We start from the raw sequence: 25,191 nt of genomic DNA, 5'->3' as shown, positions 1-25,191 counted from the left end.
TGTGCCGCGCAGCCTTGGCCGGGAAAAAGCGGACGCGGAACGCGCCCTCGTCTCGGATCACCAGGCCCTGTTCGCGGCGGCGGCCAGCCTGATCCCGTCCCTCAAGGGGAACCTGGTGGCGGCCGGTGACGTGCGACCGCCACTGACGGATGCCGCCGGGGCGACGTCGGCCGTGGTGGCCGCAGCCCTCCATGCGCACTGGCAGCAGGCACACCCGGAGGCGGGGCCCGCCTACTGGCTCACCCGCAGCTGGGGCATGCTCTGCTGGCAATCCATCTATCTCGCCATGGTGGCCGTCTATCGCCATCAGGCCGTGCCTGCCCTCGACAGGCTGGGACAGGGGCATGAGGCCGGCGTGGTGTCGGGCTTTACCCTGCCGGCCGAGCCCATGATCAGAGGGGAGGCCGGCGTGTTGATCAAGACGGCCGGGGAGCGACTCCAGGCGCACTGGCAGGGGCAGTTCACCCTCCTTGGGACGGCGCAGCGGCTGCGCCCCGGTTTCGTGCGCCCGCTCCTGGCGGACGATCTGCTGGCGGCCCTGGTGCGGGTGCCCGATTTCTTCGGGGAGGTGAGTCGGGAGGAGGTGAGGTCCCATGCTCCCCTCTGGCTTGAATCCTGTGGCCTGCCGTCGGCACATCTGACGGGCTGGTGCGAAGCAGGCCTGCCCCGGGACGAGGCCTTCCCGGGCTATGTGCGCCAGCGCTGCTGCCTGCACTACAAGCGCCGGGATGGGGAACTGTGTGGCAACTGCCCACGAAGGCTGGGTGGGGCGAGGGGTGACGAGTGCTGATACCCGACTCTTCGTCGGCGCGGGCAACCCGTGGTGAACGCCGCCTGATCCTGGCGGCTTTTTTGTGCCCGGCTTACTGGGCCGCCATCCGGGTGCGAATGCGCTCGAACAGGCTCTGCAGGCAGGCCTGATCTTTGTCGGCGGCGCGCACGGCGCCATACATGTGGCGGCGAATGCCCTCCCCGAGAGGGCGCGCCTCAAGCAGGCCCTGGCGCACGAACTCCTCGCTGGCCCAGCGGGGCAGGGCGGCGAGCCCGAGCCCGGCGGCGGCCATCTGCAGCATGACCGAGGTGTTGTCCACCGGTTTGCAACGGGCGGGCTCCACCCCGGCCGGTTGCAGGAAACGGCTGAACACGTCCATGCGCGCCCGCTCCACCGGGTAGACCAGCAGCACCTCCGGTCGCAGATCGTCTGGTGCGATGCGCCGCTGCTGGCAGAGGGGGTGATCCGGCGCCATCACCAGGGTGAGATCGAAGGCGAACAGCGGCTCGAAATGAAGATCTCCGCGGGCCTGCACATCCGAGGTGAGCAGCAGGTCGAGCTGGCCGCCAAGCAGGGCACTGATGGCATCGAAACCCGGCACCGACTCCACCTCCAGATCCACGCCGGGCCACTGGCGGCGAAAGTCCGGCAACAGCGGGAGCAGCCACTGGATGCAGCTGTGGCAATCGAGGGCCAGATGCAGCCTGCCCGCCTCGCCGCTGTGCAGGGCGACCAGCTGGCGCTCGGTCTGGGCCAGGGCGGGCAGCACCTGACGGGCCAGGGCCAGCAGATGCTGGCCTGCCGCCGTCAGCACCAGAGGGCGGCTTTTTCGAAGAAACAGCTCCAGATTGAGGCGGATCTCCAGCTCCTTGAGCTGGTGGGAGAGGGCGGACTGGGTGAGGTTGAGGGTGAGTGCGGCCCCGGCCAGGGACCCTTGCTCGGCCAGGGCGCTGATGGTCTTCAGGTGTTTGAGATCGATGCCCAGATTGCTGCTCTGAGGGGGGCTGGATGGGGTGGGCGCGACCATGGCACTGCTCCTTTGTGCGTCAGTTGAGAAATTCTTGAGAGCCAGTTGAAGAGGATTCAATAGCCAAGGTCACCTTATCTTGTCATTTTGGATGTGTAAACATCTGGATGGCCAAACAGTCCAGATCCTCATCAGATAAACGAGCATAAGGAATGGAACCTATGACCTTCGCACACACCCTGGGCTTTCCCCGTATCGGCGCCAAGCGCGAACTGAAATTTGCCCTCGAATCCTACTGGCGTGGCGAAACCACCCAGGCCGAGCTGGTCGCCGTGGGCAAGAGCCTGCGTGAGCGCCACTGGCAGGCCCAGCGTACCGCCGGGGTCAACCTGCTGCCGGTGGGGGATTTTGCCTGGTACGATCAGGTGCTGGGTACCAGCCTGCTGGTGGACGCCGTGCCTGCCCGTCACCGCCACGGCGACACCGACCTCGACACCCTGTTCCGGGTGGCCCGTGGCCGTGCGCCGACCGGCCCGGCGGCGGCCGCTGCCGAGATGACCAAGTGGTTCAACACCAACTACCACTACCTGGTGCCGGAATTTTACCGTGACCAGCGCTTCAAGCTGGGCTGGAGCCAGCTCTTTGACGAGGTGGAAGAGGCCAAGGCCCTTGGGCTGCCGGTCAAGGCGGTGTTGCTGGGCCCTGTCTCCTACCTGTGGCTTGGCAAGGAGAAAGAGAGCGGCTTCTCCCGCCTCGAACTGCTGGATCGCCTGCTGATCGTCTACCAGGAGATCCTGGCCAAACTGGCGGCCCAGGGGGTGGAGTGGGTGCAAATCGACGAGCCGGCCCTGGCGCTGGACCTGCCGGACGAGTGGCGCCTGGCCTACCTCAAGGCATATGAGCGCCTGAGCGGCCCCTGCAAGCTGCTGCTCACCACCTACTTCGGGTCCGTGGCCCATCAGCGGGACATCATCACCAGTCTGAAGGTGGACGGCCTGCACCTGGATCTGGTGGCAGCCCCCGAGCAGCTGGAGACCCTGGTCCCGCACCTGCCGGCCCAGTGGGTACTCTCGGCGGGTGTCATCAACGGCCGCAACGTCTGGCGTGCCAACCTGGCCAAGCTGGCGCCGACCCTCAAGGCCTTGAAAGAAAAGCTTGGCGAGCGCCTCTGGGTGGCCTCCTCCTGTTCCTTGCTGCACAGCCCGGTGGATTTGACCCTGGAGCACGAGCTGGATCCCCAGACCCGCAGCTGGTTCGCCTTCGCCCTGCAAAAGTGCTATGAGCTGGGGCTGCTGTCCGACTACCTGGACGGTGGCGCCCTGGACAAAATCGAGGCTTACAGCCAGCCCATCGTGGATCGGGAGTCCGACAGCCGGGTTCACAAGAAAGCGGTGCAGTCACGACTCGCCAGCCTGACCAACAGTGACTTCGATCGCCAGAGCGCCTACCCGGTGCGTGCCGACGCGCAGCGCTCGGATCTGAATCTGCCGCTCCTGCCCACCACCACCATCGGCTCCTTCCCGCAGACCTCTGAAATCCGGGTGCTGCGTCAGGATTGGCGTGCCGGGCGCATCGATGACCAGGCCTACGAGGCGGGCATCCAGGCCCAGATCAAGGATGCGATTGAGCGCCAGGAGGCCATCGGGCTGGACGTGCTGGTGCACGGCGAGGCCGAGCGCAACGACATGGTGGAGTATTTCGGGGAGCTGCTGGACGGCTTTGCCATCACCCGCTTTGGCTGGGTACAGAGCTATGGCTCCCGCTGCGTCAAGCCGCCGGTGATCACCCGTGACATCGACCGTCCGACCCCCATGACCCTTGAGTGGACGAAGTTTGCCCAGAGCCTGACCGACAAGCCGGTGAAGGGCATGCTGACCGGCCCCGTGACCATTCTCTGCTGGTCCTTCCCGCGGGAAGACGTGAGCCGCGAGCAGTCCGCCCTGCAGATTGGCCTGGCCATTCGCGACGAGGTGGCTGACTTGGAAGCCGCCGGCATCAAGATCATCCAGATCGACGAGCCGGCGATCCGCGAAGGGCTGCCCCTGCGCAAGCAGGATCACCAGGCCTATCTCGACTGGGCGGTGCGCGCCTTCCGCCTGAGCGCAAGCCCGGTGGTGGACAGCACCCAGATCCACACCCACATGTGTTACAGCGACTTCAACCTCATCATCGAGGCGGTGGCGGCGCTGGACGCGGATGTGATCACCATCGAGACGAGCCGCAGCCAGATGCAGTTGCTCGAAGCGTTCGAGCGCTTCAACTACCCCAACGAGATCGGCCCGGGCGTCTACGACATCCACTCGCCGAACGTACCGAGCCAGGGCTGGATTGAAGACCTCATCCGCAAGGCTGCGCAACAAATCCCGGCGGATCGGCTCTGGGTGAACCCGGACTGCGGCCTCAAGACCCGTGGTTGGGAAGAGACCACCGCTGCCCTGAAGGTGATGGTCGATGCCACCCGGGCGCTGCGCGCCGAGCTGGCCTGAGGGCTTCCATTCACCTGGACGAGCGCCCGGTGAGTGTCACCAAGACGAGAGAGGGAAGGCGACAGCCTTCCCTCTTTTTTGCATGGCCGCTCCCTAGAGGGGGAGCAGGGCGGGCCGGGGGGGCAGGTAGCGGGTGGGGGAAACCGACATCGTCACCGGGTGAGGGGCGCTTGCGAGCGCCTCGGCCAGCCACTGGTGGTCGAGGGGAATGGCATTGCGATCCTCGATCACCAGATTGAGGTGCTGGGCGCCCAGGCACCCGTAGCGGGCGGGGTCGGTCTGGGTAAAGAGGCCAAGACAGGGCACACCGCTGGCGGCAGCCAGGTGCAGGGGACCGGTGTCGGCGCTGACGAAGAGGGAGAGGCCGCCCGTGAAGCGGGCCAGCTCCCCCATGTTGCCAAGGGAAACGTGCACGTCCCCGAGCAGGTGCTCGGGGGCGGCGGGATCCGCGAGCTGGATCAGCAGGGCATCCGGGCTGTGACGGCGCAGATCCCCAAGCAACCGCTGCCACTGGGGCTGGGAGAGCCCCTTGCCCTTGCGGGCGCCGGTGAAAAAGCCGATCAGGGGACGGCCAGGATGGGCTCGTCGCAGCGCACTCAAGGCCGGGCTTGGCCCCTGCAACAGGCTGCCAAGGGGGATGGGGTCGGCCGGATTGCCCGGTATGCCGAGCAGTTGCAGGGGCTGGTGGGCGTAGTGGCACTCACTGTCCGGAGCCTGCGGACGCGGGAAGATGAGATCCCCATGGCCATCGTCGAAGCCGCATTTCTCACGGGCCTGTACCCAGGCGGCGATGAAGTGATCCGTACTGGAGGCGAAGGGGACGTAGACCCTGTCGTAGTGCTGGCGGCGCAGACGCGAGAGTGCCGAGAGGGCGCCCGGCAGGTGTCTGCCCTGCAACCGGATCTGATGAATGTGCCGCAGGGGCAGATCGGCCAGGAAGGGGAGCAGGGTGGTGGGGCTGCACACCAGCTCCAGCTCGGCGTGGGGATGGGCGCGATGAAGCTGGTGCAGGAAGGGCAGCAGGAAGAGGTTGTTGCCGATGCGGTTGGTGCTGCGAATGACCAGGATCCGGCGGGGGGCCTGCGAAGAGGGCGGCAATGCGCTGCGACTGGCAAGCCAGCCGAGCAGGGTTCGCTCCAGTCCCGCTGTCCAGACCCGGCGTTGGCCGTCGAAGCGGCGCAGGGCATCGTTGAGGTGAGTCATACCGTTGGGCTCCAGTGTTGGGATGGCGTAAAGGGTGCCAGCGGACTCTTAAGACAATGTTAAGAAGGGAAAAAGCGTGCGGATGATGGCCATGGCGGAGCGGGTGCTGGTGCGGGACGGGGGAAAGTGGCTAGAATTGCGCATTTGAAATAAATGTTATCGCCAGCGGGAGCACCATGCAGTTCAGGGATTTTTTGCCGGTATCGACCAATACCAGCGTCAAAGAGAGTTGTTACGGCGCCCTTGGCGCCCTCATCGGCTTGCTCGGCACCGCCTTGCTGTGTCGCTGGGGGCTGGGGCTCGAGGTGCACTGGCTCATCGCCCCCATGGGGGCCTCCGCCGTGCTGCTGTTTGCCGCGCCCGCCAGCCCCCTGGCCCAGCCCTGGTCCATCCTTGTGGGCAACGGGATGTCGGCCCTGATGGGGGTATTGAGTGCGAGCCTGGTGCCGGACATGGCTATCGCTTCGGCCCTGGCGGTGATGCTGGCCATCGCCGCCATGTTCCTCACCCGCAGCCTGCACCCGCCCGGCGGCGCCGTGGCCCTGACCGCCGTCATCGGCGGCGAGGGGATCCGGGCGCTCGGGGTCGGCTACGTGCTGCTGCCGGTGCTGCTCAACTCCCTGTTGCTGCTGAGTCTGGGCTTGCTCTACAACCGCGCTCTGGGGCGTCGTTATCCCCATGGCGGCAAGGCGGCGCCCAATCGCCACCAGACGGCGGATCCCCAGCCGAGTGCCCGACTCGCCACCCAGGACATCGACTTTGCCCTGCAAAAGCACGGGGAACTGCTGGACATCAGCCGCCAGGATCTGCAGGAGCTGCTGCAGGAGGCCCAGTTGCACGCCCTGCGCGAGCGGGTGGGGACGGTACGGTGCCAGGATGTGATGTCGCGGGATCTCGTCGTGACGACGCCACAGGCGCTCGCCATGGAAGCGTGGCATCTGCTCTCCCACCACCAGATCAAGGCGCTGCCGGTGGTGGATGAGGGGGAGAGGCTGGTCGGCATCATCACCCTGCACGACCTGATGATCGACCGGGCGGGTCACCAGCCGAGGGCGAAGGAGGCCCTTGAGCAGCAGCAGGTCGCGGATCTGATGACCCGGGAGGTGCAGACGGCGCGGCGCTACCAGCCTCTCTACGATCTGGTGGAGGCCTTCTCCGACGGGGGGCTGCACCACATGCCGGTGGTGGAGGGGGAGCAGCTGGTGGGCATCATCACTCAGTCCGACATGGTGGCGGCCCTGTTCACCCTGGCCCTGCAACCGGGTCAGGTGGAGGAGGCGCACGCCTGTGAGCAATGAGAATGAGCCATAAGACACGGGCCCCTTGCGGGGCCCGTGTCATTCAGGGTCTGGGATAGACGGTCTCCCCCATGAAGACCGTCTGCTCGACCTGGGTATCGGCGATCAGTTCCGGGGTGCCGGCCTTGACCAGGGCGAACAGGTCCCTGTCCAGCACGATGAAGTCCGCCGACTTGCCCGCCTCGATGGAGCCGGTGATGTCGCCCTGACGCACCGCCCTGGCGCCGTTGATGGTGTAGGCGGCCAGCATTTCGGCCAGCGAAGTGCGCTGACTGGCCCTAAAGTCGTCGCCGCTGCCGGCCGCCTGCACGATGCCGGCGGCCATGTTCTCGAACGGACGCGGATCCCGGCTGTCCACCGGGGCGTCGCTGCCCGCCACCAACACGGCGCCGGCCTGGCGCGAACGCTCGACCGGGTAGAGGGCGTCATGAAGATAGCCCATGGGATCGTAGATGGCCTCGCTCAGGGACTGCCCTGCCTTGGTTGGCTGGATGAAGGGGCTGACCAGCATGTCATAGGCAAGCTGGGGCGTGGTCCAGGCATAGGTGAAGGTGAGGTAGAGACCCAGCTCGCCGAGGCGCTGCTGATCGTCCGGGTGCACTACCTGCAGGTGGGCCAGGGTGTGGGGAATGCCGCTGTTGCCGTTGCTGGCGCGGGCCGCCTCCAGGGCATCGAGGGCCACCCGGGTACTGCGATCGCCGATGCTGTGCATGTGGATGCCAAACCCGGCCCCATCCAGCGCCGTGACGTAGCGCGTCAGATCCGCCTCCTTGTAGTTGACGATGCCGTTGCTGCCCGCATCCTCGCTGTCGGCGGTGATGCTCACCTCTCCGCTGGCGGGATCCAGGGCCAGATGGGGATGCTGGTAATTCTCCAGCATGCCGGCATTGGGCAGGAAGGGGGGGCTGGTGAAGGGATCCCCCTCCAGCACGCCGTCGAGGAAGATCTTGACCGCATCGGCCTTGATGAGGGGGTTGCCTGCGAAGGCGTCGCGCACTTGGTTCGCCTTGGCCAGGTGCCCGTCGATGTCCAGCTTGCCGCTGTAGTCATCCTGGTTGAAGCAGGTGGCGGCGGTGACGCGCATGTGCAGCAGATCCTGGTCCTGCATCTTGAGCAGCCGACCCCGGATGAAGTCGTTGGCGCAGGCATCCTGCACCCCCGTGATGCCGCGGGACGCCATCAGCTCGGAGATGGCGGGGAGTATCTTGTCATACTGGGCCGCTGCCTGTTCACCCTCCGCGCTCAGCACCCCGGTGTCGGGGACCGCAATGGCGCTGCGGGCCGCGTCCCGGACCACGCCGGTTGCGAGATCCACATAGGGGATGAAGGCCTCGAACACGCCGCCTGGAGCCAGGGTGGTGGCATTGAAGCCGACCACATTGCCCTCTTCGTCCTGTGCCTGCGCCAGCGCCTGGGAGTTGTAGCCGCCGGCATGGCCGTCGACCCCGGCCAGCATCACGGGGTTGTTCGGCGCCGCCGCATCCAGGGCCGCCAGCAGGGTGGCATGGGTGGCGGTGGGGGTGTTGCCGTCATAGGGCGACCACTGGTTGACCACCAGCCACTCCCCGGGAGCCGGGGCGTAGCGGGGCAGGCACTCGCCGATCTTGGCCGCCAGCTGATCCAGGTTGACGCTCTGGCCGTCCAGATCGCACATGTCCAGCGCCACGGTGCCGAGCAGGTGGATGTGGTTGTCGTGCAGGCCCGGCAGCACCATTTTGCCTTGCAGATCCACCACCTGGGTCGCACTGTTTTTCAAGGCCTCGGCCCCTTCGCGAGTGCCCACGTAAGTGAACTTGCCCCCTTGCACCACCATGGCCTCGGCCTGGCTGCGTTGCCCATCCTGGGTGTGGATCTTGCCGTTGAGATAGAGGGTGTTGCCGGGCGGTGGCTCACTGCTGTCTTGCTGGCAGCCGAGCAGGCCACCTAGCAGCAGGGCGATGGTGCCCAGCCTGAGATTGGGGTGTTTGCTATCCATAGCACGCTCTCCTTGGGTTAATTGCAGTTCTTACTGCAGATATGAGCACCTATGGTTATTGCAGCTATTCTGAAAAATGCCAGCGATTACTGCACTTTTTTTGACTTGTGTTTACCTTGTCTCATCATGTAGTTATGAACACCAGTTGCCCCTTGGGGGCGGACACCGCATCGGGGGAAGAGAATGTCACAACACGTGCTGCCGGCCGAACTTTGCATGCGGCGCCAACCCAGGCAACTGCGCAGCCAGGAGGTGGCGAGCCGCATCGAGCAGGCCACCCTGGCCCTGTTGCAGGAGCAGGGGTTTACGGCCCTCAACACCAATGCCATCGCCGCCCGCGCCGGGGTGGGCATCAAGTCGCTCTACCATCTCTACCCCAACAAGGAGGCCATTATCTGCCGGCTGGCCATGGACTGGCTGGCGGCGGTGTGCGAGGCGCAGGAGCGCATCCGCGAGCAGGCCGACAGCTGGCCCCAGACCCTGCTGCTGCTGGATCAGGCGCTGGAGGCGCTGGATGAGCGCTTCGTCGGGTATGGGGCGCTGTGGCAGGCGATGGATCTCATCCCCGCCCTGCACGGGGTCGAGCAGGAGCACGAGGGACGCCAGATTGCGTTCTGGTCCGAGCGGCTGCGCCACTTTGGCTGTCGCTGGCCCGAGCCCGAGCTCACCACCCTGGTGCGCTACTTCTATCGGACTGCGGACGTGGCCAAGCAGTGCACCAAGGGGCAGGGGGAGGCGGGCAGCGCGCTGTGGCAACTCCATAGACGCTGGAGCGAGCAGCTGATGATGGCGGCCATCGAGGAGGCGGATCCCGCCCGGGTCTGGCAGTCGATGCCGGGGCTGGCGCCGGGTTGCCAGACCCCTGCGAAGAGGAGCGAATAGAAGGGGGGCGAATAAAGAGAGGGAGTGCCAGGCACTCCCTCTCTTGTCCTCGGCGCGGCGGGTCAGCCGTAGCGGGCCAGGGTGAGCCCCTCGTCGCTGATATCCGGGGTATTGCCCGAGATGAGATCGCTGAGCAACTGGCCCGATCCGGCCGCCATGGTCCAGCCCAGGGTACCGTGGCCGGTATTGAGCCAGAGCCCGGGAATGGGGCTTGGGCCGACCAGGGGTGTGCCGTCCGGCGTCATGGGGCGTAGCCCGGTCCAGAAGGTGGCCTGCTCCAGATTTCCCCCCTGGGGGAAGAGATCCCTCACCACCATGGCCAGGGTATCGTGGCGTCTGGGGTTGAGCGCCAGGTTGAAGCCCGAGAGTTCGGCCATGCCGCCCACCCGGATCCGTTCGTCGAAGCGGGTGATGGCGACCTTGTAGGTCTCGTCCAGCACAGTGCTGCGCGGCGCGCCCTCGGCATCCGTCATCGGCAGGGTGAGGGAGTACCCCTTGACCGGGTAGACGGGGAGCTCTATCCCGAGGGGGCGCAGGAAGCCGGTGCCATAACTGCCGAGGGCACAGACGATGGCGTCGGCCTGGAAGCGCTGCTCGCCGGCACGGACCGCCACGGCGCGTCCCTTCGCGATCTCGACCTCGTCGATGGCGCAGTTGAAGACGAAGCTCACCCCGAGCTTGCGAGCCTCGTCCGCCAGGGCCTGGGTGAAGCGGAAACAGTCACCGGTTTCATCTCCCGGCAGGCGCAGGCCCCCCACCACCTTGCCACGCACCCTTGCCAGGGCGGGCTCGACCTCCTCGCAGCCGTCGGCATTCAGAGACTGATAGGGGACGCCGTACTCCTCGAGCACGGCGATATCGCGCTGGCTGGCATCGAGCTGGGCCTGACTGCGAAACAGTTGCAGGGTGCCGAGCTGGCGCCCTTCGTAGTCGAGCGCGAGCTCGCCCCGCAACTGCTTCATGCAGTCGCGGCTGTATTCGGCCAGCCGTACCATGCGCCCCTTGTTGACCGCATAGGCCGCTGGCGTGCAGTTGGCGAACATCTTCAGCATCCAGCGCAGCTGGAAGGGGTCCGAGGTGGGCCGCACCGTGAAGGGGGCGTGCCTTTGCAGCAGCCATTTGGCGGCCTTGAGGGGAATGCCGGGGGCAGCCCAGGGGGAAGCATAACCCGGGGAGATCTGACCCGCGTTGGCATGGCTGGTTTCAAGGGCCACCCCGTCACGCCGCTCCAGCAGGGTCACCTTGTGACCGGCCTTGGCCAGATACCAGGCGCTGGTCACACCGACCACGCCACCACCGAGTACCACTATGTCCATCTTGTCTCTCCTTGACTGGGGCCTCCACCTTAATCAGCCGCCACAGGATATTCAACTGGTGTCGATGTCATTGGTGGTTATCGCTATTCACATTTTGTTAACTGGCTCTCAATGTTGTCATTTGCTCATTTTCTGGCATGAAATCCGGTCGATTCAGAGCCGTTCCAGGTGGAGCAGATGATGCTTTGCCGTCGTCAGGATGGCTTGCTGCTGTTCTGTGGTTTGGCCATCCCAGTTGGCATAGGGCAGGGCGAGGCGAGGGTTGTTGCCAAGTTTGTCCCGGTTGCGCCAGAGAAAGTGCCAATAGAGGCTGTTGAAGGGGCAGCTGTCCGGCCCGCTGCGGGCCTTCACCTGATAGTGACACCCCTTGCAGTAGTGGCCCATCCGCTCGAGATAGGCGCCGCTGCTGGCGTAGGGCTTGCTGCCCATCAAACCGCCATCGGCAAACTGGCTCATGCCGCGGGTGTTGGGCAGCTCCACCCACTCGATGGCGTCCACATAGATGCCCAGATACCAGGTATCCACCTCGTCAGGGTGGATCCCCGCCAGCAGGGCGAAGTTGCCGGTCACCATCAGCCGCTGGATATGGTGGGCGTAGCCGTGCTCCAGAGACTGTCGAATGGCGTGACGCACGCAGGCCATGCTGGTTTCTCCATTCCAGAAGAAACCGGGCAGGGGTCGTTCGGCCCCGAGAAAGTTGGTGCGCTGATACTCGGGCATCTTTTCCCAGTAGAGGGCGCGGACAAACTCGCGCCAGCCGAGGATCTGGCGGATGAACCCCTCCACCTGCGCCAGGGAAATGGTGGCCTGATTGGCCTGCCAGTGAGCTTGCGCAGCGCGGATCACCTCGAGGGGATGGAGCATCTTGCTGTTCATGGAAAACGACAAGCGGCTGTGGAACAGGCTCCAGCCCCGCTCGCTCAGGGCGTCCTGATAGCGACCGAAGTGGGGCAGGCAGTGTGCAAGGAAGTGTTCAAGCAGTGCGCGGCTCTGGCGCCGGGTGACGGGCCAGGGCAGGGCGTCGGCATCGGCACTGCCAATGGTGGCGACGCCGTGGCGGGTCAGCATGGCATCGATGTCGCTCACCTCGTTGGCAAAGGTGAGGGGCGCCGGGATGGGTTGGCTCGCCGGCAATTTGGCGCGATTCTCGGCATCGAAGTTCCAGCGCCCCCCAAGGGGCTGGCCGCGTTCATCGAGCAGCACCCGGTACTGCTTTCGCAGGGCGCGGTAGAAGAATTCCATCCGGCTGTGGGGGTAGCGTCGCCAGCCATCGCGGGGGGTGAGAAAATGTTCGCTGTCCACCTCAGCGGTCGGGATGGCAAGGCCTGAGGCCCACTGGGTCAGCTGGCTTGCAAGGCGCCACTCGTCCGGGCTCTGCCAGGCGAAGCGATCGGCCTGATGCGCTTCGAGCTGAGCCGCCAGCAAGCTCGGCAAATCGGGCCAGGGGGCGCTCTCATCGAGAGTCAGGTAGCAGACCCGGTGGCCCGCCTTGGTGAGGGCGGCGGCGAAGGCACGCATGGCGGCAAAGAAGGCGAGCACCTTCTGGCGATGGTGACGGCAGTAGTCCGTCTCCTGGCGCAGCTCCGCCATCAGGTAGCAGACAGCGGGATCCTGCGTGCGAAACCAGCTGTGACCTGCGTTCAGTTGATCCCCGAGAATGAGGCGCAGCTCCATCAGGGGTGCTCCTTCCGACGACGGCAGCGTTCGCTGCAATAGCGCACTTCCTGCCAGCAGCGGGCCCACTTGCGCCGCCAGGCAAAAGGACGCAGGCAGACGGGACAGATCTTCTCGGGTAGATGGGATTTGAGGTGCATGTGGCGGCCCTGTTGATGCCCTTGGTTTCTCTCTGCCTCCTTAACGAAGCACCATACGGTCGGGATCACCGGGGGAGCAGAAAGAGGCAGCAGGGGGTGATTGCCACTCATGAAAAAGGCCCCCGAACCTGCCGGTACGGGGGCCCTCTTTATCCTTTGCCGTTACTGGCTGCTGAAGAGCCTGGGCTGGGGAGTGGACTGCGCCGTCAGGGTCATGCGGCCCGAGGTTTCCAGCCAGCTCTTGATCTTTCTGGCATCGGCGACCCGTTCATCTGTGGTGTTGGCGTGAAGCAGCACCATGACCACGGGCTCGTTGTTGACCCGGGTTCCCATCACCAGGCAGCGCCCCGCCTCGCGGATATAACCGGTCTTGGAGACCAGAATGGGCCAGCTTCCTTCCCGTACCAGGCGGTTGGAGTTGAGGTAGTGCAGCTGGCGCTTGCCGTTGCGTACCAGACGCTGCTCGGAGGCAGTGTACTGGCGGATCAGCGGGTAGGTGGATGCGGCAGCAGCCAGTTTGGCGAGATCGTGTGCGGTGGAGACGTTGCGGGGGTTGAGCCCGGTGCTGTCGGCGAAATGGGTGCTCCACATGCCGAGCATGCGGGCCTTGGCATTCATTGCCTCGATAAAGGCTTTGCGGCCACCCGGGTAGTGCCGTCCCAAGGCGGAGGCGGCGCGGTTTTCAGAGGACATCAGTGCGATGTGCAGCATGTCGGCGCGGCTCAGGCGCGAGCCCACCGCGAGGCGCGACCCCGTGCCCTTGAGTCTGTCAACGTCATCCATGGTGACGGTGAGGGTCTCGTTGAGGCGCTGATTGCCATCCAGTACCACCAGCGCTGTCATCAGCTTGGTGATGGAGGCGATGGACATCACCCGGTTGGCGTTGCGCTCTGCCAGTGTCTCGCCGGTTTTCGGGTTGACGACCACGTAGGCATCGGATCTCAGCGGCAGGTTGCTGCGGGGTTCGAGCAGGCTGTTGGTGGAAGAAGAGGTCGCAGAAAACGGGTTGGCATGGGCGCTTTCCATGCTGGCGGGAAGGAGGAAGGCGCCGAGCAGCAAGGGAAGAAAAGGACGAAGGTTCATGATTTGACTCTACTACGACTCACAGGGACATTTGGCTAAGTTATATGACGGTAATTGACGCTTCACAACGTCTGGTGGCCGGATATTTCCATTTTATGGGCCAGCGCACCTTGAAATCCCCCGCATCGGGGCTATTAGGCCCGATAAAGGGAGTCATAGAGGCCTGTCAGGCCATGCCAGACACGCCACCACGGGGGCGCACTATATGCTGGCGAGGAGCGGGATGACGACTCTTTTTGCACCTTTCGGCGCCTTGGGATGATGAAGGGGTCGTTAATGGCGACCATGGCGATAAAAACGGCGCCCGGCAGGGAAGATGGCCCGCTGCATTATCGCCGTTTTGCCCCGCTTCATCCTCCCATCATCCTTGCGGTCTGAATGGCCTCGATCAGTGCGGTCCGGTTGATACGGGGTCGCTCTTCATCGAGCAGTTGCTGCCACAGCGCAATGGCCTGGCTGTAGCGACCATGCAGGAAGTGATCGGAGGCGAGCAGCATCAGGGCGCTCACCTCGCCTTTGTCCTGCTTGAGGGCGCTATCCAGCAGGCGGGTTGCCTCGGGAGTCAGCTGCTGGCCCGCCTGATAGTAGAGCACGGTAGCCTGTGCGGCTTGAGTCGCCGCGCTGGCGCCCCCTTCTTGCAGGGCGAGGCGCTGGTAGGCGAGCAGGGCGTTGTCGTACTCGTCCCGATACAGATACAACTGGCCGAGCGCCGCCCAGCCGTCGAGATCGGCGGGGTTGGCTTGCAGACGCTGGTGCAGGGCGCCCAGCTCCTTGTCCTGCAGATCCCGCGGGCTCAATCCCGCCAGCGGATCGGGGCGCGACTGATAAGCCTGCCACGCCTGATAGCGGCCGGTGCCGGCATAAATACCGGCCATCAGCGCCAGCAGCAGGCCCCCAAGCAGTATCCAGGTGCTCAGCCAGAGCTGCGGGCGGGCAGTGCGATCTCTTACCAGCCGCTCGCGCAGGGCCTGCTCGGCAGGTGGGGTGGCGTTGGCGAGGCGGGCCAGTTCCAGCTCCCGGTAGAGGCGGCTGTGGGGGGCAAGCCCCGCCTGCTGCTCGGCCATGATCAGCCGGTTCAGTTCGGCCCTGGGGTCGTGGGAGAGCACCCCCTCGGCTCTGTCGCCGACAAGCGGCACCCGCGCCGGTTGCCGGCGATGCAGGCTCCTGCGCAGGCGATGGAGCGCCAGCAACAGCAAGAGGGCGGGGCCGCCCCACAGCAGCGCCGTGCCGGCCTTGAAGGAGGGATCGTAGCGCACGAAGTCACCGAAGCGCGCCGTCATGCGGGCGATCACCTGCTCATCAGACTGCCCCTCGTCCACCCAGCGGTAGACCTCGAGCCGCAGATCCCGGGCGATGGGGGAGTTGGACTCCACCAGGTTCTGGTTCTGGCACTGGGGGCAGCGCAGGGCGCGGGCCAATTCCTGAGCGCGGGTCTGCCGCTCTGGGTGGCGAAACTCATAGGTGTCGACCCCGCTGGCAAGGGCCCCGAGGCTCAAGGCCAGCAAGAGCGGCGCTATCAGGGCGTGGCCGAGACGGCTCATGGCTTGCTCTCCTGCACTTGTCTCTTTACTTCTCTCTCCACTTCTCTTTCCACTTCGGGCTGGCTGGCGGTGTTGCTGCGGGCCTTTGCAAGCAGGGGGGCAAACTGGCGTTGCCAGACTTCCCGGGTGAGCAGGCCGGTATGACGGGTCAGCAGGGTGCCGTCGCCGGTGAAGAGATAGGTCTCCGGCGTGCCGTAGACGCCGAGCTCCAGTGCGAGTCGGCCGTCGGGGTCGGCCAGCACGGCGCGATAGGGGTTGCCTGCCTCGGTGAGCCAGGCGAGGGCTGCGTCCCCCTTGTCCCGGTAGTTGAGGCCGTAGAGGGGCACGGCGCTGGCCAGATCACCCAGCAGCGGATGCTCGGCGCGGCAGTTGGGGCACCAGCTGGCCCAGACGTTGAGTACGAAGGGCTCCCCCTTGAGCGCCGCGGTGTGGATGGGGGCGCCGCCAAACAGGTCGTCACTCTGCCATGCAGGCAGGGGGCGCCCGGCGAGGGCCTCATCCTGGCTGTAGGGGTTGTTGCCAAGGCCGAGCCAGAGCAGGGCACCGAGCCCCAGAGTGAGCACGAGCGGCACGAACAGGCGCAGACGGGCGTTCATAAGGACTCCTGTTCAAGCCGAGGGCAGGGGGTGGTAGCTGACGCAGGATGGTTAGCCAGCAGCGGTCGGCGGGCGAGCAGACGCAGGGCGCCGCCCGCCATCATCAACAGGCCGCCGAGCCAGATCCAGCGCACCAGCGGCTTGTAGTGCAGCCGCATGGCATAGGCGCCGGGTCCCATCTTCTCGCCAAGCACCACGTAGAGATCGCCGAGCAGTCCCCATTTGATCCCGGGTTCGTTCATGTTCATGGTGCGCACGCTGTAGTGACGCCGCTCCGGCGTCAGCCGCGCCACCTCTTTACCGTCTTTATGCGCGCTCAAGGTGATGCGCTCGGCGGTGTAGTTGGGGCCGATGAGCGGCTCGCTCCCCTCATAGCGAAACGCGAAGGCGCCGAGCCGATAGGGCTGGCCTGCGGCGAGTACCGCGCCCCCCTCCTGACTGTGGTGACTCACCTGCGCAATGCCGAGGGCGCACACCGCCACCCCGAGGTGGGCCAGCAGGCTGCCGAACCGATTGAGGGTGAGCTTGCGCCGCGACGTCGGTTGCAAGAGCGGGAGCAGCAGGCTGGCCATCAGCCAGAGGCTCAGCACGTTGGCCGCAAGCCCCAGCCAGTTTGCCCGCAGCGGTTCGGGATAGGCGAAGCTCAGCAAGGTGCCCCCCAGCAGGCCGAACAGGCATGGGAGCAGTACCTTGATGCGGCGCTGGGCTGCCAGATGCTGCCAGCGCAGGCGCGGCAGCTGGGTCATCAGCGCCATTAGGCAGAGGGCCAGCGGCACGAAGATGGTATTGAAATAGGGGGCGCCCACCGAGAGCGAGCCCAGATGGAGCGACTGGAACACCATGGGGTAGAAGGTGCCGAGCAGCACGCTGGCGCAGGCCACGCAAAGCAGCAGGATGGCGGCGCCGAGCAGTCCCTCTTTTGACAGCAAGCCAAAGCGGGCATAGGGGGCGCGAATGTCCGCCCGCAGGGCAAACAGGGTGAGGGCGAAGGTCAATAGCAAGCCGAGCAGCAACAAGAGGGTAAGGCCGCGGCTGGGGTCGACCGCAAAGGCGTGCACCGAGGTGAGCACCCCGGAGCGCACCACGAAGGTGCCGAGCAGGCTCAGCGAAAAGGTAAAGATGGAGAGCAGCAGCACGGCGTGGCTGTAAGCGCCGCGCTTCTCGCACACCACCAGGGCGTGCAGCAGGGCGGTGCCGAGCAGCCAGGGCAAGAGGGAGGCATTTTCCACCGGATCCCAGAACCACCAGCCGCCCCAGCCGAGCTCGTAGTAGGCCCACCAGGAGCCCAGCACGATGCCGGCGGTGAGAAAGACCCAGGAGCCGAGCGCCCAGGGGCGGCTCCAGTGGGCCACGGCGCCATCAAGCCGACCCGAATGCAGCGCCGCCATGGCGAAGGCGAAGTTGACCGCAAAGCCGACGTAACCGAGATAGAGCAGGGGCGGGTGGATGATGAGGCCGATATCCTGCAGCATGGGGTTGAGATCGCGCCCCTCCAGCGGCCCTGGGAACTGGCGGTCAAACGGGCTGGAGAAGATCAGGGTATAGAGGCCAAACAGCCCGACGATCAACCCCATGATGGCCAATACCCGGGCTGTGATCAGCGGATCGACCCGTTTTGAACAAATCGCCACCAGAGCGCCCCACAGCCCCAACGCAAAGACGAAAAAGAGCATGGAGCCTTCATGGCCGCCCCACACCGCCGCCAGTTTGAAGCCAAGGGGCAGGGCGCTGTTGGCGTGCTGCGCCACATAGACCAGGGTGAAGTCATCCTGGCCAAAACAGCTGGCGAGCAGCAGCAGGGCGGCCCCGAGCAGGAGCGCGACCAGGAGGGCCAGCGGCTTTGCACAGCCGAGCAGCGGGCGTGAGGCGAGCCGCAATCCCAGCCAGGGCAGGGTGCCTTGCAGCAGGGCGAGCCCGGTCGCCAGCAACAGTGAGAGATAGCCGAGCTCTGCCAGCACACAACCTCCAGGATCAATCTTTGATGTCATTCATGTCATGCGACACACGCCGCGTCGTCTCCCTTTGGGGGAAAACATTGCCAAGCAACGGGTGTGGCATCACCAGAAATTCATTGGGCCAGCAACAAACCAGCGCCAGTCACCCGAGGGTGGCTGGCGCTGGTGATCATACCTTTAAACTACCGTCATCTGGCCGGCGTAGAGCACGAAGTAGCGCAGCAGCAGGATCCCCACCAGAGTCAGGCTGCAGACCAGCACCAGATAGCCGTTTTTGGCCCGCAGCGGTACGGGGGCCAGCAGGGCCAGCAACTGGGGCAGCAGCATGCCGATGCCCACCACCCCGAGCCAGAACACCTGAGCCCAGAAGCCACTGCCGATGGCGGCCCACATGGCTGCCTCCTTCTGGCCGCCACCGAAGTAGAGGCCGGTAAAGAAGCAGACCAGCAGCAACACCTCCACCGCCAGTACCGGCCGCTCGAAGCGGTGGACAAAGCTCACCCCCTGGCTGTGATGGTTCTCCTTGAACAGGGTGACCGCCAGCAAGATGGTGGAAGCGATGCCGGAGCTGACGCCGGAGATGAGGAACAGCACCGGCAACACCGGGTTGTTCAACAGCGGATAGGTCTTGAGCGCCGACAGCAGAAAGCCGGTGTAGGCCCCCAACAGCACGGCGAGCAGCAGCAAGAGCGGCGCCAGCAGCCGCTCGATGCGGGCAAGCCAGCCAATCAGACCATCCACAAAGGCGAGCTTCTCTTGCAGCAGGTGACGGCGCAAGGTCTCGATCTCGGAGCGAAACACCACCGCCAGCCAGGCGAACAGCACCGCCATGTAGACCTGAAACAGCATGACCCCCATCGACATCACGGAGTCGAACTGGTAGTGGAACATCAGCTTCCAGAAGGTCCAGGGGCGGGCCAGGTGGAAGATGAGGATCAGTAACCCCAGCACCACGCTCACCGGCGCCAGAATGGCGGTCGCCTTGATGATGCCGCTCTCGCTGCCGGCTCCCTTGCGACGCAGCAGCACCGAGAGGGTGGTGGCCCCGGCGGAGATGCCGAGCAGAAAGAGATAGATGGCGATCGGCCAGTCCCACACCAGCGAAGAGAAGTGAAATGCGTCATGCAACATGATCCATTCCTCCTTCTGTTACTGCGGTAGATGGCGATCGGACAAATCCCCACACGAGGGAAGGGAAGTGAAACGCCTCTTGCATCGTCATGACTTTATCTCCCCTTTAGGCACGCGGTACATCTTGGGCGAGGTGCCGAGTGCCTGCTTGTAGCGATAGGTGGTCTCCTTCACCAGCCGTTTGGCGATGGGGCTGTCCGGGTCATCCAGATTGCCGAACACCAGCGCCTTGGTAGGGCAGGATTCCACGCATGCCGGCTCCTTGCCCGCCGCCAGGTTGGTCTTGCGGCAAAAGTCGCACTTGTCGGCAACCTTGGTCACAGGGTTGATAAAGCGCACCTGATAGGGGCAGGCGGCCAGACAGTACATGCAGCCAACGCAGAGATCCGGGTTGACGTCGACGATGCCATCCTCCTTGCGGATATGGGAAGCACCGGTCGGGCAGACGTGCACGCAGGGAGCGTTGTCGCAGTGCTGGCAGGACTTGCGAAAGAAGTGGTACTCGGCATCGGGGAAGGTGCCGATGGGGCCGGAGCGGATGATCTCGAGGCGCGAGACCCCCTCTGGCACCTGATTCACCTCCCGGCAGGCATCCATGCAGGCGGTACAGCCGATGCAGGCCGTCTCGTCGTGGATCATGCCAAAGCGTACCCCGTCGATGGTCTGGCTGTGGGCGAGGGGGGTGGCAAGGGAGCGGGTGTTGGCACGAGCAGCCCCCGTCATCATGATGAGGGCCCCCGCGCTCATCCCCGCCATGAAGTGACGGCGAGAGCAGCTCATTGTGCCTCCTTGCCCGAGGTGGTGTTCGCCTTGGCCGCCTTGACGACCTCATGCTGCTTGCTGTGGCAGTCGACGCAGAGCTTGATGCGGGACTTCTCCGGAATCGCCACCATGGGCTCCTTGGCCGGGTGCAGCTGGTGGCAGCTGGTGCAGGTGAGCTTGGTGGCGTGCACGTCGTGGGCCCAGAGCGCCTCGCGCAGCACTTTGGGCTCGTGACAGCTCATGCAGACCCCGTTCTGCTCGGCGATGGGGTAGCTCACGGTACTCTGCTTCTCTGCCAAGCCGCTTTTCTTGTCATTGAAGCTGTCGCTAAAGCGCATCACATCCTTGACCCCTTCCCGGTGTTGGGGGGAGGGCTGACCATGACAGTTGGTGCAGGTGACCGGCGCCAGGTTGTTGGGGTTGGTCGCCTGGCCGTGCTTGCCGTGCATGCCGTATGCCTGCTCCTTGTGGCAGTCGGTACAGGCGGCATCGGGATTGCGCAAAAACTCCACCTCATGTGTGGCAGAGAGGGCCGCAGGGGTGTTCGCCGCATCGGCGGCCTGACCCTGCAGGCTGGTGAGCAGCATGGCTGCCATCAGCATCAGTCGTAAGAAATCCATTGTTAAATCACCCATAGGAAGCCTCCATCCGGCTGCGGGCCCGACACTGGGGGCCCGCATGCCTCGTCATTGTGCGAGCCGTCCGGCCGCTTTGGCCTCGGCATCCCAGGCGGGGACTGTGGTCTTGAGGAACTGGGCCTTGTCGCTGTTCATCTGTTTCATGTCCATGCCAAGAGCTGCCTGGGCCTTCTCCTTGCTGGAGATGTCAGGAATGGCGATCTCGTGGCTGATCCCCTTGGCGGCCAGCAGGCGTGCCAGCTTGGTGCGGGCGTCGGCGGCCTTGTCCAGGGCGGTTCCCAGCATGCGCAGCGCCACTTCCGGGGCGTGCATCTGCACCCCGTGGGAGGCGATGGAGAAGTCCCAGCGCCATTGGGCGTGACGGATGTCCTGCAGAATGTCCTTCATCTCGGCCTCGGTGGCGCCGGCATCCCAGGCGGCCTTGGCTTCAAAGTGGGCGTGCACCAGCTGCTTCTCGACTTTGAGCTTGATTTCGGTGACGGCATCCTTGCGTTGCTTGACCACCCCTTGCAGCATCTCCTTGCTCTGGGTGTGGCAGTTGCGGCAGGTCTGATCGAAGCGATCGAAGGGGTTGCCTACCTTGTGATCGGTGTAGACCTTGCCCTGTTCGTTTTGCACCTTGGGCATGTGGCAGTCGACGCAGGCGACGTTGTTCTGGCCGTGAATGCCGGCGCGCCAGGTTTCGTACTCGGGGTGCTGGGCTTTGAGCATGGGGGTCTTGGAGAGGGCATGGGTCCAGTCGGCAAAGCCAATCTCGTCGTAATACTCTTCCATCTGCTCAACTGTGGTGCCCTTGTCCCAGGGGAATTTCACCGCCTTGGTGGGGCCGCTGAAGTAGTACTCCACGTGGCACTGGCCGCATACCTGGGACTGTTGATCGAAGCGCCCCTGCTCCTTGAACGGCTTGCCGATGGCGGTCATGGCCCGTTCGGCATAGGGACGGGAGAGGTGCAGGGCGGGTTTCCCCTCCTTGAACTCTTTCGAGGCGGTGTCGTGGCAGTCGGCGCAGCCGATGGCGTTGACGATTTCCGGTCCGCCTTTTGCCCACATCCCCTTGAAGTAGCCATCCTCACCCTTCTCGTCGATGACGCGGGCCACGTCCGGGCCTTTGCAGCTCCAGCAGGCCATGGGCAGCGGACCGTCTTCGGCGGTCTTGGGGGCGCCGGTGCGCAGGGTTTCCCGCACGTCGGTCAGCGCATAGAAGTGGCCGCGCGGCTTGTTGTAATCCTTGGAGAAGGGGTAGCCGGCCCAGAGCACCACCATCTGTGGATCTTCCGCCAGGGCGTCGGTGCGCTCGCGGCTCTCGCTGGTGCCTTTCCAGCTGGTGAACTGATCGGCGTGATCCTTGGCGAACAGCTCGCTGCGCGCCTCAATCTTCCCTTTGGGGGCACTGTCGTCTGCCTGTGCCAGACTGCCTGCACCCAGCAGGACGGTCAGCAGCAGGGCCGCCAGCCCTGGTCGAAATAGCTTGTCATATGAACCCACGGTCATCACTCCCAGATAAAAAGTCCATGTCGGGCCTGACCGTTCCATCTTGGTGTGGACATCTGTGCTCATCATCGACGGGCATGGCAGGCCGATCCATTGTTATGGCTGCATATAAATCGGTGTTTATGCAATTGCTCGGGGGAATAATACCAAATGGGTAAAATGGATAATCATTTATCCCCGTGGGAGTTGCGCTAGATCAATTGAGGGGATGGAGGGATGCCAAAAGTGCGATCCAGGTGGAATTATTGAACCTCATCCGAGGGTTATTTCCACCCGTTCTCTTTTGATGAAAATAGGTAAAAACGATGTTCATCATGCTGGTGAGGGGGGAAGGGCGAGAGGCGGCGGAGAGATACACCGCATGCAGAGAGAGAATGAACTGCTGATGTTGAATTTAAATTCAATATTAAGCTTGCGAAGGGGTGAGGGGGAGGCTTCGGTTTTCCATCCCCATGGCCCCTGTCAAGGGGCTCTGTGACAGAAGCTGTCGTAGAAATGGGTGCCAAGAGAGCCATCTATTTTTATAAAAGAGAAATTAAGGGCTTTATTCCAGCATATTCGCGTCCTGGTAGCGTCTTATTGAATTTAATAGGACGGTTTGCGGCATTTACTTTCGATATTTTCGAAAATGACGAAGGGTTATAGGGGGTGATTGACGGTAAAATAGCCGCCTGTCACGGAGACTTTCCCTTTACGCTTCATGTGCTGGGAAGTCTGTGTTTACCCGTTGGAGGATATATGGCCGAGCTGCGAATCGATAAACCGACTCTTATTGCCAAGGTGGAGGGCGCTGTGTTTGTGATGGATGCGGACGGCTCTTTGCGCCGTGCGACCCCTGGCATGCAACTGGAGCCCGGGATGCGCCTGCTCACCGAATCCGACGGACAGGTGGAGCTGGCGGAGGCTGGCAGCGAACGCCCCGAGCCCACCCAGCCCGAGGCGGCACTGCCCGCCGGTGTCGATGCCGAGCTGGCGAGCCTCCAGGAGGCGATCCGCCAGGGGGCAGACCCGACCAAATTGTTTGAGGAGACCGCGGCCGGTAACGCGGCGGCCGCTACGGTTGGCGGTGTGGCCGGCTCCAGCGCCGGCGGTTTCGTGGTGGTGGATCGTATCAATGATGCGACCCTGGCCGAGGCGGGATTTGACACCGGCCATGAGGCGCGCCAGCCGGGCGACGAGTTGCTCTATGCCGAAGATCAGGATCTGCTGGCAGCCATCACCATCACAGAACCCCAGACCGACGACAACATCATCAATGCCGACGAGGCGACCGGCGTCATCATTCGCGGCTTTGTCGAGGACGTGGAAGTCGGCCAGACCGTCACCGTCACCCTGATAGACCAAGATGGCAATCGCCTGACCACCACCACAGTGGTGCTGCCCGGCTTCGTCTGGGAGGCAAACTTCGGCGACGTCACCGGCAAGCTGGTGGACGGCCCCCTGACCATCCAGGCCGATACCCAGGATGCAGCCGGCAACCGGGCCAGCGACACCGGCCAGACCCTGCTCGACACCATCACCACCATTACCCTGGATTTGGCGGACGAGAGCGACACCGGCACCAGCCAGACCGATGATCTGACCCGCGACACCACACCACTTCTGCAAGGGAAGGGGGAGCCTGGCGCTACCGTTACCCTGACCCTGGAAGGCAAGGTGATGGCCGTGCTCACCGTGGATGGCAACGGCAACTGGCAATATCAGATCCCCGATACCCTGGCCGATGGCCCCCATGATTTTCGCGTCGATGCGGTGGACATCGCGGGCAACCGGGCCAGTGACACCCTGACGGTGACGGTGGATACCCGTGCCGCCATCGACATCGACGATCTCGATACCGACAGCATTCTCGGCCATGACAAGGTCACCCTGAGCGGCAGTACCACGGACGTGGAGGCGGGGCAGCGGGTGACCATCACCCTGGTTGGCCAGAATGGCCAGACCCTCTTCAGCGGCAGTGCCCTGGTGGGCAGTGACGGCCGCTGGCAACTGGGAGGCCTGGATCTCTCCAGCATCCAGGGCCCCTACGAGGTACGCGCCGAGGTGACGGATCTGGCGGGCAACCGGGTGATCGACGGGGCTCCTCTCATCGGTCAGAGCGACGTGCTTACCCTCTCCGAGGCGGATCTCGCCAAGGGACCGGTGAGTGCCACCGGATCCCTGCACACCGGAGCCGGGCTTGATGGCAACCTGCAGGTGAGTTTTGCCGCCGATCAAGGTGCCCTCAATCAGCTTGGCTTGACCAGCCACGGGACGGCGCTCGCCTACCAGGTCAGCGGCCAGACTTTCACCGCCAGCGCAGGGGGCGTGACCGTCTTCACCCTGACCCTGGCCAACGACGGCAGCTATCGCATCGTCTGGAACCAGAGCCTGGATCACGGCCAGGATAGCCTGAGCCTGCCCTTTGCCCTGGAGTACCGCGACAGCGACGGGGATCGGGTGAGCGCCAATCTCACCGTCAACCTGGTGGACAGCACACCGCCGGACTTCACCATCGCCCCCATCAGCCTCACGGAGGATGATTTCACCAATCCGGCGGCGGTGGTGGGACAGAGCCAGTTCGTGGTGGGCCATCAGTCCGATCCCTTGGTGGCAACAAGTGCCGTCTTCGCGGATCAGAGTGCAACCCTGGCCCGTCTCAACGGCAGCGGTATCAGCAGCGACGGCCACGCCTTGACCTTCGAATTCACCGGTGATCGCCTGCTGACGGGTTATTACCTGGATGGCAATGGCAAGCGGGTCGAGGTGCTGAAGGCCGAGCTGACCGCCAGCCAACATGGCAGTGATATCGACGGCAATGTCACCGTCTCCCTCAATGGGCCTCTGGATCACCAGGGCAGCGACCAGCTCTCCCTCGGGCTCACCGTTTCCGCCAAGGAGATCGACGGCGACGAGACCCGCGCCGATCTGGTTGTCTCCATCAGCGACGGTGTGGATCCCCGCCTTGGCATCGACAGCGGGGTCACCTTGCAGGAAGGGGCCTCAGGCCAGACCCTGGATGGCCAGTTGCCGGTGAGCGTGGGCAGCGATCGCCTGGTGTCGCTCAACTTCGAGGCGAGCCAGCCTGGCCTGAATGGCCTCACCAGCGGCGGCCAGCCGACCCACTATCAGGTCAACGGCAACGTCATCACCCTGCTGGATGCGGGCGGCAAGACCATTCTGACCGTGACCCTGGGGCTGGATGGCAAGTACCAGGTGGTGCTCGACGGCGTGCTGGATCAACCGGTCAGCACCAACAGCGTCAACCTGGGGTTGCAGGTGCAAGGCACCGATTTTGACGG

General features: G+C 64.3%; 19 protein-coding genes. 5 read left to right on the top strand and 14 right to left on the bottom strand.

Translation table 11 applies throughout. The features are described 5' to 3' along the window. The first annotated feature begins 1 nt into the window (after nucleotide 1). Nucleotides 2-790 carry a siderophore ferric iron reductase gene (locus tag AB5Y70_RS18045; RefSeq protein WP_010674947.1) on the top strand — a complete coding sequence of 263 codons (789 nt, stop codon included), beginning with the start codon at nucleotides 2-4 and terminating at the stop codon, nucleotides 788-790. A gap of 73 nt (nucleotides 791-863) precedes the next feature. Here the strand turns inward: AB5Y70_RS18045 and AB5Y70_RS18040 are convergent, their stop codons facing one another. Beyond that, a complete protein-coding gene (locus tag AB5Y70_RS18040; protein ID WP_010674946.1) occupies nucleotides 864-1,799 on the bottom strand; it encodes a LysR substrate-binding domain-containing protein in 936 nt (311 codons plus the stop codon). A 161-nt stretch (nucleotides 1,800-1,960) separates the two neighbouring features. On the opposite strand from AB5Y70_RS18040, the gene metE reads away from it, so the two are divergent. Next, entirely contained in the window at nucleotides 1,961-4,225 is a 2,265-nt protein-coding gene (gene metE / locus AB5Y70_RS18035) for a 5-methyltetrahydropteroyltriglutamate--homocysteine S-methyltransferase (RefSeq protein WP_010674945.1), read from the top strand. Nucleotides 4,226-4,318: 93 nt separating this feature from the next. Here the strand turns inward: metE and AB5Y70_RS18030 are convergent, their stop codons facing one another. Continuing rightward, a complete protein-coding gene (locus AB5Y70_RS18030; RefSeq protein ID WP_010674944.1) occupies nucleotides 4,319-5,428 on the bottom strand; it encodes a glycosyltransferase family 9 protein in 1,110 nt (369 codons plus the stop codon). 176 nt (nucleotides 5,429-5,604) lie between these two features. Here AB5Y70_RS18030 and AB5Y70_RS18025 point away from each other — a divergent pair, with 176 nt between their 5' ends. After that, nucleotides 5,605-6,726 (top strand): HPP family protein, encoded by a 1,122-nt coding sequence (locus tag AB5Y70_RS18025; RefSeq protein WP_010674943.1) that lies wholly within the window; start codon nucleotides 5,605-5,607, stop codon nucleotides 6,724-6,726. Nucleotides 6,727-6,769: 43 nt separating this feature from the next. Here the strand turns inward: AB5Y70_RS18025 and AB5Y70_RS18020 are convergent, their stop codons facing one another. Further along, nucleotides 6,770-8,701: an amidohydrolase gene (locus AB5Y70_RS18020; protein ID WP_010674942.1), complete on the bottom strand. Its 1,932-nt coding sequence runs from the start codon at nucleotides 8,699-8,701 to the stop codon at nucleotides 6,770-6,772. A 183-nt stretch (nucleotides 8,702-8,884) separates the two neighbouring features. Between AB5Y70_RS18020 and AB5Y70_RS18015 the strand changes: the two genes are divergently transcribed. Further along, a complete protein-coding gene (locus AB5Y70_RS18015; protein ID WP_010674941.1) occupies nucleotides 8,885-9,583 on the top strand; it encodes a TetR/AcrR family transcriptional regulator in 699 nt (232 codons plus the stop codon). Nucleotides 9,584-9,645: 62 nt separating this feature from the next. Here AB5Y70_RS18015 and AB5Y70_RS18010 read toward each other — a convergent pair whose 3' ends face one another. The 11 genes from AB5Y70_RS18010 to nrfA form a co-directional block, all read right to left on the bottom strand. Beyond that, a complete protein-coding gene (locus tag AB5Y70_RS18010) occupies nucleotides 9,646-10,899 on the bottom strand; it encodes a D-amino acid dehydrogenase (protein ID WP_010674940.1) in 1,254 nt (417 codons plus the stop codon). Between the two features lie 153 nt (nucleotides 10,900-11,052). Further along, a complete protein-coding gene (locus tag AB5Y70_RS18005; protein ID WP_010674939.1) occupies nucleotides 11,053-12,573 on the bottom strand; it encodes a cryptochrome/photolyase family protein in 1,521 nt (506 codons plus the stop codon). Next, the gene (locus AB5Y70_RS18000) at nucleotides 12,573-12,713 is read right to left on the bottom strand and encodes a DUF2256 domain-containing protein (protein WP_010674938.1); all 141 of its coding nucleotides are present in this window, start codon (nucleotides 12,711-12,713) and stop codon (nucleotides 12,573-12,575) included. Before AB5Y70_RS18000 ends, AB5Y70_RS18005 begins: the two co-directional genes overlap by 1 nt. Nucleotides 12,714-12,875: 162 nt before the next feature. Beyond that, on the bottom strand, nucleotides 12,876-13,796 hold the full coding sequence (locus tag AB5Y70_RS17995) for a serine hydrolase (protein WP_029314613.1): 921 nt from the start codon (nucleotides 13,794-13,796) through the stop codon (nucleotides 12,876-12,878). A 350-nt stretch (nucleotides 13,797-14,146) separates the two neighbouring features. Continuing rightward, the gene (gene nrfF, locus AB5Y70_RS17990) at nucleotides 14,147-15,337 is read right to left on the bottom strand and encodes a heme lyase NrfEFG subunit NrfF (RefSeq protein ID WP_010674936.1); all 1,191 of its coding nucleotides are present in this window, start codon (nucleotides 15,335-15,337) and stop codon (nucleotides 14,147-14,149) included. Further along, on the bottom strand, nucleotides 15,334-15,933 hold the full coding sequence (locus AB5Y70_RS17985; RefSeq protein WP_010674935.1) for a DsbE family thiol:disulfide interchange protein: 600 nt from the start codon (nucleotides 15,931-15,933) through the stop codon (nucleotides 15,334-15,336). Before AB5Y70_RS17985 ends, nrfF begins: the two co-directional genes overlap by 4 nt. Next, nucleotides 15,930-17,891, bottom strand: coding sequence for a heme lyase NrfEFG subunit NrfE (nrfE, locus tag AB5Y70_RS17980; protein WP_010674934.1), 1,962 nt, complete (start codon nucleotides 17,889-17,891; stop codon nucleotides 15,930-15,932). Before nrfE ends, AB5Y70_RS17985 begins: the two co-directional genes overlap by 4 nt. 174 nt (nucleotides 17,892-18,065) lie before the next feature. Continuing rightward, nucleotides 18,066-19,019 (bottom strand): cytochrome c nitrite reductase subunit NrfD, encoded by a 954-nt coding sequence (gene nrfD / locus AB5Y70_RS17975; RefSeq protein WP_010674933.1) that lies wholly within the window; start codon nucleotides 19,017-19,019, stop codon nucleotides 18,066-18,068. A gap of 87 nt (nucleotides 19,020-19,106) precedes the next feature. Next, nucleotides 19,107-19,799: a 4Fe-4S dicluster domain-containing protein gene (locus tag AB5Y70_RS17970; protein ID WP_010674932.1), complete on the bottom strand. Its 693-nt coding sequence runs from the start codon at nucleotides 19,797-19,799 to the stop codon at nucleotides 19,107-19,109. Then, nucleotides 19,796-20,416: a cytochrome c nitrite reductase pentaheme subunit gene (nrfB, locus tag AB5Y70_RS17965; protein ID WP_029314611.1), complete on the bottom strand. Its 621-nt coding sequence runs from the start codon at nucleotides 20,414-20,416 to the stop codon at nucleotides 19,796-19,798. Before nrfB ends, AB5Y70_RS17970 begins: the two co-directional genes overlap by 4 nt. A 51-nt stretch (nucleotides 20,417-20,467) precedes the next feature. Beyond that, complete coding sequence (gene nrfA, locus AB5Y70_RS17960; protein ID WP_010674930.1) at nucleotides 20,468-21,910, bottom strand: ammonia-forming nitrite reductase cytochrome c552 subunit; 1,443 nt, start codon at nucleotides 21,908-21,910, stop codon at nucleotides 20,468-20,470. 738 nt (nucleotides 21,911-22,648) lie between these two features. Here nrfA and AB5Y70_RS17955 point away from each other — a divergent pair. Next, nucleotides 22,649-25,191: retention module-containing protein (locus AB5Y70_RS17955; protein ID WP_368176090.1), on the top strand; the 2,543-nt coding region annotated here is incomplete at its 3' end.

This window comes from Aeromonas sp. s1(2024) (genome assembly GCF_040908005.1).
Taxonomy (GTDB): domain Bacteria; phylum Pseudomonadota; class Gammaproteobacteria; order Enterobacterales; family Aeromonadaceae; genus Aeromonas; species Aeromonas caviae.
Note: the sequence above shows the minus strand (reverse complement) of the source record. Positions and strands in the feature narration are given on the sequence as shown.

What these genes read in the sequence shown, in the direction of transcription:
- nrfB (WP_029314611.1), bottom strand. Translation starts at nt 20,416, where the DNA reads ATGGGTGATTTAACAATGGATTTCTTACGACTGATGCTGATGGCAGCC.
- metE (WP_010674945.1), top strand. Translation starts at nt 1,961, where the DNA reads ATGACCTTCGCACACACCCTGGGCTTTCCCCGTATCGGCGCCAAGCGC.
- AB5Y70_RS18040 (WP_010674946.1), bottom strand. Translation starts at nt 1,799, where the DNA reads ATGGTCGCGCCCACCCCATCCAGCCCCCCTCAGAGCAGCAATCTGGGC.
- AB5Y70_RS18010 (WP_010674940.1), bottom strand. Translation starts at nt 10,899, where the DNA reads ATGGACATAGTGGTACTCGGTGGTGGCGTGGTCGGTGTGACCAGCGCC.
- AB5Y70_RS17970 (WP_010674932.1), bottom strand. Translation starts at nt 19,799, where the DNA reads ATGAGCTGCTCTCGCCGTCACTTCATGGCGGGGATGAGCGCGGGGGCC.
- AB5Y70_RS17985 (WP_010674935.1), bottom strand. Translation starts at nt 15,933, where the DNA reads ATGAACGCCCGTCTGCGCCTGTTCGTGCCGCTCGTGCTCACTCTGGGG.
- AB5Y70_RS18020 (WP_010674942.1), bottom strand. Translation starts at nt 8,701, where the DNA reads ATGGATAGCAAACACCCCAATCTCAGGCTGGGCACCATCGCCCTGCTG.
- nrfF (WP_010674936.1), bottom strand. Translation starts at nt 15,337, where the DNA reads ATGAGCCGTCTCGGCCACGCCCTGATAGCGCCGCTCTTGCTGGCCTTG.
- AB5Y70_RS17995 (WP_029314613.1), bottom strand. Translation starts at nt 13,796, where the DNA reads ATGAACCTTCGTCCTTTTCTTCCCTTGCTGCTCGGCGCCTTCCTCCTT.
- AB5Y70_RS18015 (WP_010674941.1), top strand. Translation starts at nt 8,885, where the DNA reads ATGTCACAACACGTGCTGCCGGCCGAACTTTGCATGCGGCGCCAACCC.
- AB5Y70_RS18000 (WP_010674938.1), bottom strand. Translation starts at nt 12,713, where the DNA reads ATGCACCTCAAATCCCATCTACCCGAGAAGATCTGTCCCGTCTGCCTG.
- AB5Y70_RS18005 (WP_010674939.1), bottom strand. Translation starts at nt 12,573, where the DNA reads ATGGAGCTGCGCCTCATTCTCGGGGATCAACTGAACGCAGGTCACAGC.
- AB5Y70_RS18025 (WP_010674943.1), top strand. Translation starts at nt 5,605, where the DNA reads ATGCAGTTCAGGGATTTTTTGCCGGTATCGACCAATACCAGCGTCAAA.
- nrfD (WP_010674933.1), bottom strand. Translation starts at nt 19,019, where the DNA reads ATGTTGCATGACGCATTTCACTTCTCTTCGCTGGTGTGGGACTGGCCG.
- AB5Y70_RS18030 (WP_010674944.1), bottom strand. Translation starts at nt 5,428, where the DNA reads ATGACTCACCTCAACGATGCCCTGCGCCGCTTCGACGGCCAACGCCGG.
- nrfA (WP_010674930.1), bottom strand. Translation starts at nt 21,910, where the DNA reads ATGACCGTGGGTTCATATGACAAGCTATTTCGACCAGGGCTGGCGGCC.